The organism is Chelativorans salis, from assembly GCF_025336525.1.
Taxonomy (GTDB): Bacteria; Pseudomonadota; Alphaproteobacteria; order Rhizobiales; family Rhizobiaceae; genus Chelativorans; species Chelativorans salis.
The window spans coordinates 713374-725970 of sequence record NZ_JAOCZP010000001.1 but is presented as its reverse complement, the minus strand read 5'-3'; the positions used below and the strand labels follow the sequence as shown (position 1 = coordinate 725970).

Genomic DNA, 12597 nt, shown 5'->3' with positions numbered 1-12597 from the left:
CAGAGAGTGTGTGACTTCCCGCCCATCGGGGCTTCTCAGCGCTCCCGCCGCAAGGCAACAGGAGCACACCCATGTCCAACATAGCAGTACGGTGCCGGCATTGCGGCGCATCGAATGATCTCACGGTTAAAGGCTCAATGTCGGCAACCGAGCAAGTTGCTTGCTCGCAGTGCCGCCAACCCTTGGGTGAATGGGGAACCCTCGAAAGCGAATACGGCCCTCAAATCAGGAACGGCGCTCCCAAAGAAGGTTCCCTTTCGGATCAATCATCGACCTGACTCCCCCTACCTCGCGCATCTTGCACAAGGTCTTGCTGGTTTGAATCGAGACCAGCCTGCTATGAGCCAGCGCTGGCGGCGCCGCGCCATGTCGCGCGAGCCTGCTCAAGGGCGAGCAGCCTTTTTTGAAGCGCCAGCCTTCGTCGGCGCATCAGAGACGAAGTCGAGGCCAGGGTTATTGCTTGGCTGCGAGAACTTTCAGGTTCAACGCGCGCCGATATAGGCAACACGGATGCCGTGCGACAAACAAGATGAGCATTTAACCACACGATTGATGCCGGATGCACTATCAGCAACATGGGCGCCGGGCCGATCTGTCGAGGACGTGCATGTTCGTATTGAACCCTTCTTTCTGCTGCCGGGACATCGTGCCACTTCCGCGACATGGACAGGCTGAGAAGCGGCTAGGGCCGCGCTCACGTCTTTTCGTGGCGTTTCCGCTTGCGGCTAGCCGCTTTCGGCCCGGGCCTGGCCTTTGGCGTTGTCTCTCGCGCGATCAGCCGTGCGCCGCGATCATAGGTGGCGTAGCGCCAGAGCCATTGCACCGAAACCAGGACGCGGCTCTGAAAGCCGATTAGAAGGTAGATGTGGATGATCGCCCATGCGAGCCACGCGATCCAACCCTTCACCTTGAAGCGCCCCTGCTCGAAGACGGCGGCATGACGGCCGATGATGGCCGTGTTGCCGCGGCTTCGATAGGTGAAGGGAACCAGGGCATCGCCGTGTGTCAGATGCCGGGCCAGCGAATGACCGAGATGCATGCCCTGCTGCTTTGCGACTTGGGCAAGGCCCGGAAGCGGCCGGCCATCCGCATCGGCAAAATGAGCTACATCGCCCAGCGCAAAGATATTCTCCTCGCCGCGCACCCGCAGCGTATCGTCGACGATAAGCCGTCCGAGCCAGTCGGTCTCCACTCCGACCTCGCGCGCAAGGGGTGAGGCTGCCACTCCCGCCGCCCACAGAACAAGCCCGACACCGATCCGCTCGCCGGCGATGCCAAGCTCTCCATCGGAAAGGTGATCCACCGCCTTGTTCGTGAGGATCTTCACGCCGAGGCGCTGTAGACGTTCCGCCGCATATTCGGAAAGCTTCTCGGAGAAGGCCGGCAGCAGCCGCGGGCCCGCTTCCACCAGGATGATCCGCGCGCTCTCCGGACGGATATTGCGAAAGTCGCGGGCCAACGTATATCGGCTGAGTTCGGCGATCGAACCCGCAAGCTCCACGCCTGTCGGACCGCCGCCGATGATGGCGATCGTCATCAGGCGCTCCTGCGTGACGGGATCGGTCGCCCGCTCAGCGATTTCGAAGGCAAGGAGCAACTCGGAGCGGATCTTGCGCGCGTCCTCGATCGTCTTGAGCCCCGGGGAGACCGCCGCCCAGTCATCACGGCCGAAATAGCCTGGCACTGAGCCGGTCGCGAGAATGAGGACGTCGTAGCGGATCGCCTCGCCGTCGGAGAGCAGGACGCGCCGCCCGTCCCTGTCGATTCCTGCGACTTCGCCGAACAGGACCTTTGTGGAAGGATAGCGTCGCACGATCCTGCGGATGGGCTCCGCGATATCAGGTGCTGAAAGAGCTGCTGTTGCCACTTGGTAGAGAAGTGGCTGGAAGAGATGGTGGTTGTGGCGGTCGATGATGGTGACGTCGATGCCGGCCTTGCCCAGGGCCTTAGCGACCTCCAGTCCGGCAAATCCGGCGCCCACGATCACGATTCTCTGAGGTTGCTGCATTTCCCGCCACGCTCCGGACGATGCGTTCCAACCGACTTTAACCGCCACCACCTCCGACAAACCGAGAGTTAGCGCCTGGCCCCCGACAGCGTCCGGGGGTGTTCTTGTTCATTGGCCCGCGGCGGCCCTGGCAATATTAAGCAATTCTTCGCTGTCCGATACCCCTGCGCTGTAGGTGACGATCACGATGCGGGCGCCGCGAAGGCATCGAGTTCGGCACCCTGATCGCCGACAAGGCATTCGATTCCAACTGGATCATCGCTGACTTGAACGAGCGGGGCGCTGGCATCGTCAACTCTCAGCGCCCACAGAGACTGAAGCCACTCGCCATAGACGCCGAAGTCTACAAGTGGCGCCACCTCATCGACAACGTCTTCTGCAAACTCAAAGCGTTTAAACGCATCGCCATGAGAGCCTGCAAAACAGACAAAAGCTTCGAGAGCTTGATCTATCTCTGCTCGGCCCTCTTCAACTCCAGATGAATCCCAACAAGCCCTAGGTTGGGTTCTCTCCCTATGGGGAAGGCGGTGGTCCCCAAATGGGAGATATGTCCATGCGCGAGCTGCACCGCAATCTGATCGATGGCGAGTGGACCGGCGGGGAGCCGGTTCCAACGTGAATCCTTCCAATACCGACATGATTGGTCACTATGCCCGCGGCACGGAGACCGACGCGCAGGCGGCGGTCGCGGCGGCGAAGTACGTCTTCCCGGCGTGGTCGCGTTTTCGGTTTGCTGGAGCGCCACGACATCCTGCGCCGCGCGGCCGACGAGATCATGGCGTGCAAGATGAACTCGGCCGCCTCCTCTCTCGCCAAGAGGGCAAGACAATTGCCGAAGGCATCGCCGAGACGGTTCGCGCCTGCCAGACGCAGTCCATTTCAAACGCAATTCGTAAGCCGGGATGGCAATGGTCTACCTGCCGACGGCGGGCGTCGATTTTCACGTGCCTTTCGGTGGCCGCAAGGCTTCCAGCTACGGCCCGCGCGAGCAGGGCCGCTACGCCGCCGAGTTCTTCACCAATAGTAAAGACGGCCTATGTTCGTTCGGACTGACGTAACTGGGCCCCGTTACGGCACGTCGTGCGTCCGCCGGGGTGCGTTACCCTCCCGCAAGGTGAGGGTTCTGATTGAACATCTCGGCGAGACGCGGTGGCAATCCGGGCGAGAGTGTTCACCTACCGAGATCTCACGAGGCTGCCTGGGAACCCAAGTGGCTGGTTCGCTTGACTTGACCCCCTTTTCCCCGTGAAAAGTACAATTCTTCAACGAAAGCTTCCATTCCGCTGGGAAGTGAGCGTGCTAGCCTGATGCTTGACGAGCCGAGCCTCGGGCTCGCCCCCGTAATGGTCGGGGAGCTGTTTTCGGCGCTCGCGCGGATCCGGCACGCCGGCGTGTCGCTGCTGATCGTCGAACAGAATGTGCGTAAGAGCCGGAGCCTCGCCGACCGCGGCTACGTGATCGAGGCAAGGGCGATGCCGCCGCTCTTAAGGATGATCCCGTTGTCCAGCACGCCTTCCTCGGAATAGCTGCGGACGCCTGAACATGGAGATAACGATGGAAGTGCTTGGATTGACGATCGACAGCGAAGAACGCTCTGCCTCCGACGGCCGCATTTTCGAGCGCCACAACCCTGTGACGGGCGACGTCGCCACGCGTGCAGCGGCGGCGAGCGTGGACGATGCCGTAGCGGCAGTGGACGCGGCGGCAGCCGTATTCCCGGCCTGGTCGCAGAGCTCCCCCGGCGAGCGCCGTGCTATCCTTATAGAGGCGGCAGACCGGCTACAGGCGAAGGCGGACGATTTCGTGGCGGCGATGGTCGCGGAAATCGGCGCCACTGCCGGGTGGGCGCTGTTTAATGTCGGTCTTGCTGCGGACATGCTGCGCGAGGCGGCGGCGATCACCACGCAGATCAGGGGCGAGATCATCCCCTCCAACCGGCCGGGATCGCTTGCCATGGCGATCCGCCAGCCCGCTGGTGTGGTGCTGTCGATCGCCCCGTGGAACGCGCCAATCATCCTCGGCGTACGCTCACTTGCCACGCCGCTCGCCTGCGGCAACACGGTGGTGATGAAGACATCGGAGATGTGCCCGCGCACGCACGCCCTCATCGTGCAGGCGCTCAACGAGGCGGGATTACCCAGGGGTGTGCTTAACGCCGTTTCCAATGCGCCGGAGGATGCCGCCGAAGTCGTCGAGACGCTGATCGCGCAGCCCGCCGTCCGTCGCGTCAACTTCACCGGCTCAACTCGCGTGGGCCGCATCATTGCGGAGCTGGCCGGGCGGCATCTGAAGCCAGCCCTGATGGAGCTTGGTGGCAAGGCGCCGCTCGTCGTCCTCGAAGACGCCGACCTCGAGGCGGCCGTGGCCGCCGCTGCCTTCGGCTCCTTCATGAATCAGGGCCAGATCTGCATGTCGACGGATCGCATCGTCGTTGACGAGACGATCGCCGACGAGTTCGTGGGGGCGCTCGCGGCGAAGGCGAAAACGCTGAAGGCCGCCGACCCGCGTCAGGGCAACGCACCGCTCGGCGGTGTCGTGGAGCCGGCAGCGGCCGAACGGATCGCCCAGCTCATCAACGATGCCGTCTCTAAGGGCGCAATTCTGGCGGCCGGCGGCGGCGTGGACGGGACGATCATCCAGGCCACCGTCCTCGACAAGGTGACGCCATCCATGCGCGTCTATTCGGAGGAGACCTTCGGTCCGGTGGTGGCGGTCATCCGCGTCGGCAGCGTGGAGGAGGCCGTGCGGGTGGCGAACGACACCGATTACGGCCTGTCCGCCGCCGTCTTCGGCCGCGACACGAACCGTGCCATGTCTGTCGCGCGCCGCATCCAGTCCGGCATCTGCCATATCAACGGACCGACGGTGCACGACGAGGCGCAGATGCCCTTCGGCGGCGTGAAGGCCTCTGGCTGGGGTCGCTTCGGCGGCAGCGCCGGAATTCACGAGTTCACCGAACTGCGCTGGATGACGATCCAGGACGGTCCGATGCACTATCCGTTCTGAGGCCGAGATGGGCGGCTTCAGGACAAAACCTGCATCGTCACCGGAGGTGCCGGAAGCATCGGCAGCGCGACTGCGCGTCTCTTCCTTGAAGAGGGCGCGCGGGTGCTTCTGGTAGATCGGGATGCAGAGGCGCTCGAGCGCGTGTCGGGCGAGCTTGAAGAGGCCGAGCGGTTGGCCTGGGTGGCGGCCGACGTATAGGCCGCGGCCAGCACCGCGGCCTATGTCGGCAAGGCGGTCGAGGCTTTCGGTCCCATCGACGTCCTCTTCTCGAACGCCGGCAATTTCGGGACAGTCCGCCCGATTGTCGTTTATCCCGACGATGTGTTCGAAGCGGTGATGGCGGTGCATGTGCACGGTGCGTACCTTGCCGCCAAACATACGGTTCCGCACATGCGAGACGGCGGCGCCATCGTTATCACCTCGAGCGTGGCCGGGGTAAGGGGAGACGCCGGCGTCTACGCCTACATCACCCCCAAGCACGCGCAGGTGGGGCTGATGCGCTGCCTTGCCAAGGAGCTCGCGCCGCGCCGCATCCGCGTCAACACCATCCATCCGGGACCGGTCGACAATGGCTTCCAGTCCGCCGTGGAGGAAGGGCTGGGCGAGGCGCTGGGCGTGGACGGGACGGAGTTCTTCAACCGCCTCATCCCACTCGGCCGCCACGGCAGGCCCGACGAGATCGCCCGCTCCGTGCTCTATCTCGCCTCGGAGGAGTCGAGCTTCACCACCGGCGCCACGCTAATGGTGGACGGCAGCATGAGTGTGTGAGGCCGCGGCTACCGGAACAGCGCCTCCACGTAGTCCGCGCCGATCCCCACCTTCTCATAGTGGCTGCGACACATCTCGATGTAATGGTGGACGTCGAAATAGCCGTCCGGCTCGCCATTCTCGTCCAGCCAGATGAGCGGTCCTTTCACCTGAAAGAACACCTTCATCGGCTCGGGATGGTCATAGGCCACCAGCGTGTGGCCTTCGCCCGGCGTCTCGTACACGAAATCGCCGGCCGTCGCCGTCCAGTCATGCTCGAGATAGCCCCACTTGCCGGAGATCGTATAGGCGAATACCTCGTGCGGGTGGTAGTGGCGGTTCACCAACCCGGCCTTCTTTGCCATCAGGATATCGCACCACCTGTTCTGCGCGGGCGAGATCCAGAGCGGGCGCGAGGACACCGTTTCGGTGAAGGGTACGTAGTAGCGCTCGTCTTCCGTCGGCGCGTCGGCAAGATAGACCTCAGGCTTTGCGTCGCGCTGGAACACCTGCTCGATCGGCTTTAGGTCGCGCCAGAATTCGCTCGCAGGGGCTTCGGGCATCGGGCTTTCCTCCTTTTGCGGTCGGACTCTCACATCCAGAAGCGCAAGGCCGTGCTATGCCGGTGTGCCCAGCCGGCGATCTCCGCCGCCTGCTCGGGAATACACAGCTCGTAGTCTCGGAAGCCTTGCCTTGCGTACGAGCGCGGTCTGGTTGCGCATCTCCCCTCCGGTGATCCTGGTGGTCACCTGCTATCCGACATGCGATCTTTCTCAGTGCATACCAGTTCAGCGCGAGGCTAAGACAGCGGCCTGAGAGTAAAAATAGACATTATCGGCGTTTTTTTGCACATTTCATGATTGGGTTTGAAAGGGGAGGGGAACGATGGTGAACCAGTGGCAGAGGCCACCACCCGATCCGGAGGTCCAGCTTCTCAGGGGCGAGCTCACGAACGGCGAGTGGATCTTTTCCGAGTCCGGCTATCGCTGCTTCATTTTCCTCTCAGGCGGCGGGTCCGTGCGCAGCGCCGATGGGGAGGTGCCTTTCGCCGCGCCGTGCCTGATCTGGCTCCAAGCCAGGCGTGGCAGCAGCCTGCAGGCGAATGCGGGCTCCCGCGGGGTCTCCTTGTCCATGTCCGAGATCAGCTTCGCACGGGCAGTCGGCATGGGCCCGAACGCGCGTGCAATCCGCGAGGCGCTGTCGCGGCCGCTCCTTTTTGCGAAGCTCGAGCCGCAACAGGCGCGGCGCCTTGCGGACGACGCGGAGGCTGTTCTGGATGAGCGCATGCAGGATTGTCCCGGGATGGAGGACGCCGTGCGGCATCGGCTGGCGCTGTTGCTGATCGGCGCCTGGCGGCTTTCAGGTCCGGTTATGCGCGAGGTGCAGCCTCTGCCGCGTACGATCATGCACCGCTTCCTCCACGCGCTGGAACTGCATCTGCGCGACCACTGGACGATCGCGCGCTTCGCACAGGAGATTGGCGTTACCACGGAGCGCCTCAACGCGATGGTTAGGCGCGTGGCGGGCTGCTCACCACTGGCGATCATACATGCGCGGTTGACCCAGGAGGCGGTCAGTCTGCTCGACGGCAGCAGCCTTCCTATTGCCGAGATTGCCGCGACGCTGGGATTTCACGACCCAGCCTATTTCAGCCGCTTCTTCAAGCGCCAGACCGGCCGCTCGCCCAACAAACACCGCCAGCTTTCGGCGCTGCGTTCACATAGCAGCCACTCTTTCGCGGCCTGGCCCTGAACGGCACACCCGCCGCACCTCATGTCGTGTGATCAATCTGCTGCATGAAATGTCGGTCTCGCCGCATAGATCGGGGCGTCGGCGCGAAATGCATGGTGGGACGTAGCTCCGCGGGCATTCAACAGCGAAGATGTTGCGGTCCTATCCCATATGGATTGCCGTGCTTTACGCTGCCGGCGCGTGGCTCCTCCTCCGCATCCTCTATAGCTATTTGCTGCGGGTGCTTTGGCTGGACGCTTGGTTGTTAGGAGCAACTACTGAACTGTATCTTCGCGAACGCCCGACGCCCCAGTTCCTTGCTCGGGAACACCCCACCACTGGAGCGTACTTTGGAGGTGAAAGCGGATGGCTTCAGCGACAGCCTCCCCATCCCGGGCTTCCAATGCGGCTATGATGGCCAAGTGCTCTTCCATCGCTGAGACGATGCGGTTGGGCACGAACGCCCTGGTGTTCTGGATGATGGCGATGCGGTTGCGGTTCTCATCATAAAGCCGCGCTTCGAGCCAGGTGTCGAGACCAACCGACAGTGCATCATGCAACGACAGATCGGTCTGGATCGCCTGGCGTGGCAGCTCAGGCGTCATCTCCCGCTGTGCTCTTTCCAGCATTTCTTCATGATCCGCGCGCAGGGCCTTGAGCGGCAGGTCTGCCCCTTTCTTGATAAGCCGCCTTGCGCCTTCGACATCGAATAACGCACGCAGGCTCAGGCAGGCACGGGTGGTTTCCGGTCCTGCATCCATGACTATAACACCGCGCTTGGGGATGACGGTCAGGAGTCCAAACGCGTCGGCACGCTTCACGGCCTCGCGTACCGCTGCAAGTGGGAAGCCCAGCATCTCGACAAGGCCGGGAACCGTGACGAATGCACCGCTGGAAAGCTCTCCGTCGCGCAGCCTGTCGACAAGCGCGTTGTAGGCCCCTTGGGTCAGTCGATCCGGCGACGCCTTTTTGCGTTTCCCTGTATTTTCAAGACGGCTGCCATTTTCGCGTTTTTCAGGAAGGTGTTTCATCTGATTCACACGTACTGCTGGTGAAAGATGCTATGTAACCTTTTAGAAAAAATGTCACAAGAAATGCCAGCGGTTGTTTTGCATCTTAGAGCCTTTGGCGGCACCTAAGATTCAATAATGGGAGAGAGATATGGCGAATTCACCCCACGAGCACCTCCACGACGGTGCACTCTACAATGCCGACTTGGCCCCGCTACCGCCGGAGAAACGCAAATGGGGCGCCTTCGAGATATTTAACGTGTGGAACAACGACATTCAGAGCCTGTTCGGGTATTCGTTGGCCGCCTCGCTCTTCATCACTTATGGGCTCAATGGCTGGGCGGTATTCGGGGCGATCATTGTCGCCGGTTTCTTCGTAATGTTCCTGGTCAACCTCACCGGTAAACCATCGGTCAAGTACGGGGTCCCCTATCCTGTCATGGCCAGAGTGAGCATGGGAGTCTATGGCGCGCGCTTCCCGGCCCTGGTCCGCGGCATCGTGGCAATTTTCTGGTATGGGGTGCAGACCTACTTTGCCTCGACCGCGGTGGCACTGCTGTTGAACACCACCTTCGGCATTCAGGGCGGGACGGAATTCCTCGGTATGACGGCCGTCGGCTGGCTCTCGTACTTGGTCGTCTGCGTGTTCCAGGTGGTTCTCTTCATGCGTGGTATCGACTGGGTGGGGAAATTCCTGAACTGGGCCGGCCCCTTGGTCTATGTCGTCATGATCGCGCTTTGCATCGTCATCTGGTGGAAGGCCGGAAACGGCATCTTCGCTGCGCTGGGCACCATCTTCGAGGGCAGTGAGGCGACCGATCCGCGTGGGGCGGTCGCAGCGTTCTTCGCGATCGTGGGAACGATGATCGCCTACTTCGCCGCGGTGGTGATCAACTTCGGCGACTTCTCGCGTTTCGTCAAAACCGAGTCGGCCATGAAGGTGGGCAATTTCTGGGGCCTGCCGGTCTCCATGGCGTTGTTCTCCTTTATTGCGCTCTTCGTAACGGCCGGGACCGTGGTGCTGTTCGGCGAGAAGCTCGTCAATCCCGCCGATATTGTCGACCGGGTCGACAACGTTCTGCTCACGCTGGTCGCGGCACTCACTTTCTTCGCGGCGACCGTCGGCATCAACCTCGTCGCCAACTTCATTCCTCCGGCCTACGACATCGCCAACCTCAATCCGGAAAAGATCTCCGCGAAGATGGGTGGCGTCATCACTGCGGTCGTTGCCTTCTTCATTGGGGCGCTCTGGGTTCCGCTAATTTCCAATATCGGCATCACTGGCTTCGTCGATACGCTGGGAGCCTTCCTTGCGCCGCTCTACGGCATTCTCGTTGCTGACTATTACATCGTTCGTCGCAAAAAGGTTTCAGTGGACGACATGTTCTCGTCCGACCCGTCCGGACCGTACTTCTACGGCAATGGCTGGAACCACAAGGCCATCATCGCCTTCGCCATTCCCGCCATCTTCTCGGTGGCTACGGTCTGGGTCCCAGCCCTATCGCAGCTGTCTGGCTACGGCTGGGTGATCGGCGCGGTCCTTGGCGGTGCGCTGCATGTCGGCCTGATGAACAGCAAGCTACCGATTCCCGAGACGGTCTGAAATCGCTGGAGGGTCCCCACAATTGGCCGGCTCTGCCGGCCTTTTCTTTGAAGCTGACGCTGGTCTTTTCTTCTTACACCGAAACCGGCAAATGTCATGGCGATCGCTGCTTCGCCCATAGTGTCCGCGTCTCCTCCGGTTCCAGAGCCGCCCACCGGCTCCTGGTCGAGGAACGATCCCACGCCTCGGTCTTCAGAACGAGCTCTTCCGTAAAGCCGTCGGCAGGTCAGCACGTTAGTAAGCGCCGGTGGTGATAGTGCCTGCCTCTTTCAGCTACCGGCGGCTTTATGTCTTTCAGGAACCTGTCTCTGCCAATGGCGCATTTCCTTCGCGCAAAGTGCGCGTTTTGATCGATATTCTTGTCGAATATTTCGCTGAGACCGCCGATCGCAAATCCGCCCGAGAGCATCTACCGTGAAGAGCCTGGAAGGCTGCCGGGGGACTTGCGGAGATAGGGAGCGGCCGGAAGGCAGCCGCAGCCCGGCTGGTGATCGACGGTGTCAAGATCCATTGAGGGCGCCGGCAAGCGCGTCGACACCGCTATAGAGCAGGCTGGAATCGACCAGACGGGGATCGTCCTGCTCTGCCGCTACCAGCGCAGGCACGCCGCGCGCGCCAAAGCGCTGCATTGCGGCGCGACCCTCCGCGATGCGGGCACGGTTGGCTGACAGAAGTTCATCGTCTGGCGATGAAAACCGCCGGGCCGCGTCGCCGAGTGCAAATGCGTCCAGGACATCAGCAACAACGGCGGCGTCTCCATTGTCGCGCCCGCCTTCGTAGCGGGCGCGCTGAATGGCGTGCAGCGTGTCGAACTCCCGCTCGGGCGCGGTCAAGCGCACTGCGGTCAGCGCCAGGGTCGCCGGCCCCGAATTGACGCGTGACCGGCGGTTCCCCAGAACATTGCGGCGATAGGCTTCGCTGAACGGTTGGCCCGAAAGCCGGGCAATCCGCTGATCGGCGTCCCAGGCATGGGCGGCAAAGCCGTCACTGATCGGGAATGCGCCCTCACCGGCGAAAAGGCCAGTCGGAATCAACTCGACGGCAAAGCCGCTTCGTTGCATCAGGCCGCCAATTACCGGCGCGGCGCCATAGCACCAGCCACAAAGCGGATCGAAGAGATAGGAGAGGTGGATTTCCCTCATATCAGTATCCGACGGTGAATCTCTGGCGGATGTGGTGGGGCTTCTCGATCTCATCCACCATGGCGATGGCGTAGTCCTCGAAGGAAATGCTGCTGCCGCTGTCACTCGTCAAAAGCTGATCCTTGTCGAGGCGGAACTGGCCTGTGCGCTCGCCGGGGACGAACAGCGCCGAAGGCGAGAGGAAGGTCCAGTCGAGAACAGTTACCTCGCGCAGTCGCTTCAGATATTCGGCGCCGGCCGTGGCTTCGGCGCGATAAGCATCAGGAAAATCGGGGCTGTCGAGCAGCCTGACGCCGGGAGCGACTTCCAAGCTGGCTGCGCCGCCGACGATCAGATAACGCTTGACGCCCGAGGCGCGGACGGCATCGAGCAGCGCGTTGAAATCGGTGTCCAGGAAACGCAGCGAACTGATGACCGCATCGTGCCCTTTGAGAAGCGCTGCGAGGCCGGCACCGTCTTTGACATCGCCCTTAGTTGCGGCAACGCCCGGTAGCGCGGCTATCTTGTCAGGATTGCGTGCAATGGCCGTGACCTGATGGCCTCGATCGGACAATTCCTTGAGGAGGCGCTGTCCGACATTGCCGGACGCGCCGATGAGGGCGATGCGTGCCATATCAAGCTCCTTGATGGTACAATATTCTGATCAGGTCTATAATCTAGACCATATGCTCACAGCTATGCTATCTGACTGCGGACCGCAAGAAGTCATCGGGATGTGATCAGGTCATCGTGGAGTGACCGCGGCAACGGATCAGAAAAGGAACAACAATGGTTGAGACAAATCGTGCTGCGGAAGATTTCGTGTTCGATCAGCCCTGTCCCATCCGCGATGTTCTCGACCGCATCGGTGACCAATGGAGCCTGCTGATCCTCACGGCCTTGGAAAAGGGCGCCAAACGCTTCAACGCGCTCTCGCGCGAGATCGGCGACGTTTCCAAGCAGATGCTGTCCAAAACCTTGAAGCGGCTGGAGCAAGACGGCTTCGTCCGCAGGACCCTATACGCGGAAGTGCCACTGCGCGTGGAATATGAGCTAACGGAACTCGGGCAGTCCTTTCTCGTCCCGATGAAAAGCCTGATAGCATGGGCGAACGCCAATCATCGAACGATCTGCGAGACGCGAAAGGCTTTTCCAAGCCGAGCACAAGCACGGTGAGCGCCTTAGCGGTCTTTCCTCAGTGATCGATCCAGTTCTGACAAATCCGATTCGCATCGGTGGTTCACTCCGCCGCTTTCAATGGACCCAGCGTAACGTCGGTCGTGCAATTCTCCTGCATGAAGTCCATGAAGTTTTCGCGGAACTGACGTGTGTGCGCGTGCGCAAGCTCGTCGGCGCGGTTGACGTCCCTCG

General features: G+C 61.7%; 11 protein-coding genes and 4 pseudogenes. 8 read left to right on the top strand and 7 right to left on the bottom strand.

All coding sequences use genetic code 11. The features are described 5' to 3' along the window. Positions 1-694: 694 nt before the first annotated feature. Together N5A92_RS03505 and N5A92_RS03500 are read right to left on the bottom strand one after the other, a co-directional pair. Complete coding sequence (locus tag N5A92_RS03505; RefSeq protein ID WP_260900446.1) at positions 695-2008, bottom strand: NAD(P)/FAD-dependent oxidoreductase; 1314 nt, start codon at positions 2006-2008, stop codon at positions 695-697. A 182-nt stretch (positions 2009-2190) separates the two neighbouring features. Continuing rightward, on the bottom strand, positions 2191-2367 hold the full coding sequence (locus N5A92_RS03500) for a hypothetical protein (protein ID WP_260900445.1): 177 nt from the start codon (positions 2365-2367) through the stop codon (positions 2191-2193). Between the two features lie 277 nt (positions 2368-2644). Here N5A92_RS03500 and N5A92_RS27405 point away from each other — a divergent pair. From N5A92_RS27405 to N5A92_RS03475, 5 genes and pseudogenes are all read left to right on the top strand, one after another. Next, a pseudogene (locus N5A92_RS27405) lies at positions 2645-2818 on the top strand (aldehyde dehydrogenase family protein); the annotation flags it as partial. A 59-nt stretch (positions 2819-2877) separates the two neighbouring features. Beyond that, positions 2878-3061, top strand: a pseudogene (locus tag N5A92_RS03490) (aldehyde dehydrogenase family protein); the annotation flags it as partial. A gap of 254 nt (positions 3062-3315) precedes the next feature. After that, positions 3316-3534: an ATP-binding cassette domain-containing protein gene (locus N5A92_RS03485; RefSeq protein WP_425248521.1), complete on the top strand. Its 219-nt coding sequence runs from the start codon at positions 3316-3318 to the stop codon at positions 3532-3534. 28 nt (positions 3535-3562) lie between these two features. After that, positions 3563-5014, top strand: coding sequence for an aldehyde dehydrogenase (locus N5A92_RS03480; protein WP_260900443.1), 1452 nt, complete (start codon positions 3563-3565; stop codon positions 5012-5014). Positions 5015-5047: 33 nt separating this feature from the next. Then, positions 5048-5782 (top strand): annotated as a pseudogene (locus N5A92_RS03475) (SDR family NAD(P)-dependent oxidoreductase). A gap of 8 nt (positions 5783-5790) precedes the next feature. Here the strand turns inward: N5A92_RS03475 and N5A92_RS03470 are convergent. Next, on the bottom strand, positions 5791-6324 hold the full coding sequence (locus tag N5A92_RS03470) for a 2,4'-dihydroxyacetophenone dioxygenase family protein (RefSeq protein ID WP_260900441.1): 534 nt from the start codon (positions 6322-6324) through the stop codon (positions 5791-5793). A gap of 322 nt (positions 6325-6646) precedes the next feature. Between N5A92_RS03470 and N5A92_RS03465 the strand changes: the two genes are divergently transcribed. After that, positions 6647-7513 (top strand): helix-turn-helix domain-containing protein, encoded by an 867-nt coding sequence (locus tag N5A92_RS03465; protein WP_260900440.1) that lies wholly within the window; start codon positions 6647-6649, stop codon positions 7511-7513. A gap of 254 nt (positions 7514-7767) precedes the next feature. Here N5A92_RS03465 and N5A92_RS03460 read toward each other — a convergent pair whose 3' ends face one another. After that, complete coding sequence (locus N5A92_RS03460; RefSeq protein WP_260900990.1) at positions 7768-8523, bottom strand: GntR family transcriptional regulator; 756 nt, start codon at positions 8521-8523, stop codon at positions 7768-7770. Between the two features lie 130 nt (positions 8524-8653). On the opposite strand from N5A92_RS03460, the gene N5A92_RS03455 reads away from it, so the two are divergent. After that, complete coding sequence (locus N5A92_RS03455; RefSeq protein ID WP_260900439.1) at positions 8654-10105, top strand: NCS1 family nucleobase:cation symporter-1; 1452 nt, start codon at positions 8654-8656, stop codon at positions 10103-10105. A 500-nt stretch (positions 10106-10605) separates the two neighbouring features. Here the strand turns inward: N5A92_RS03455 and N5A92_RS03450 are convergent, their stop codons facing one another. Beyond that, on the bottom strand, positions 10606-11247 hold the full coding sequence (locus N5A92_RS03450; protein ID WP_313958378.1) for a DsbA family protein: 642 nt from the start codon (positions 11245-11247) through the stop codon (positions 10606-10608). A 1-nt stretch (position 11248) separates the two neighbouring features. Continuing rightward, positions 11249-11860: an NAD(P)-dependent oxidoreductase gene (locus N5A92_RS03445; RefSeq protein WP_260900438.1), complete on the bottom strand. Its 612-nt coding sequence runs from the start codon at positions 11858-11860 to the stop codon at positions 11249-11251. A gap of 155 nt (positions 11861-12015) precedes the next feature. Here N5A92_RS03445 and N5A92_RS03440 point away from each other — a divergent pair, with 155 nt between their 5' ends. Further along, a complete protein-coding gene (locus N5A92_RS03440) occupies positions 12016-12402 on the top strand; it encodes a winged helix-turn-helix transcriptional regulator (RefSeq protein ID WP_260900437.1) in 387 nt (128 codons plus the stop codon). Positions 12403-12466: 64 nt separating this feature from the next. Here N5A92_RS03440 and N5A92_RS03435 read toward each other — a convergent pair. Further along, positions 12467-12595: pseudogene (locus N5A92_RS03435) on the bottom strand (GntR family transcriptional regulator); the annotation flags it as partial. Positions 12596-12597: the final 2 nt, after the last annotated feature.

Coding starts and splice junctions, on each gene's coding strand:
- N5A92_RS03505 (WP_260900446.1), bottom strand. CDS start 2,008: ATGCAGCAACCTCAGAGAATCGTGATCGTGGGCGCCGGATTTGCCGGA.
- N5A92_RS03485 (WP_425248521.1), top strand. CDS start 3,316: ATGCTTGACGAGCCGAGCCTCGGGCTCGCCCCCGTAATGGTCGGGGAG.
- N5A92_RS03480 (WP_260900443.1), top strand. CDS start 3,563: ATGGAAGTGCTTGGATTGACGATCGACAGCGAAGAACGCTCTGCCTCC.
- N5A92_RS03470 (WP_260900441.1), bottom strand. CDS start 6,324: ATGCCCGAAGCCCCTGCGAGCGAATTCTGGCGCGACCTAAAGCCGATC.
- N5A92_RS03465 (WP_260900440.1), top strand. CDS start 6,647: ATGGTGAACCAGTGGCAGAGGCCACCACCCGATCCGGAGGTCCAGCTT.
- N5A92_RS03460 (WP_260900990.1), bottom strand. CDS start 8,523: ATGAAACACCTTCCTGAAAAACGCGAAAATGGCAGCCGTCTTGAAAAT.
- N5A92_RS03455 (WP_260900439.1), top strand. CDS start 8,654: ATGGCGAATTCACCCCACGAGCACCTCCACGACGGTGCACTCTACAAT.
- N5A92_RS03450 (WP_313958378.1), bottom strand. CDS start 11,247: ATGAGGGAAATCCACCTCTCCTATCTCTTCGATCCGCTTTGTGGCTGG.
- N5A92_RS03445 (WP_260900438.1), bottom strand. CDS start 11,860: ATGGCACGCATCGCCCTCATCGGCGCGTCCGGCAATGTCGGACAGCGC.
- N5A92_RS03440 (WP_260900437.1), top strand. CDS start 12,016: ATGGTTGAGACAAATCGTGCTGCGGAAGATTTCGTGTTCGATCAGCCC.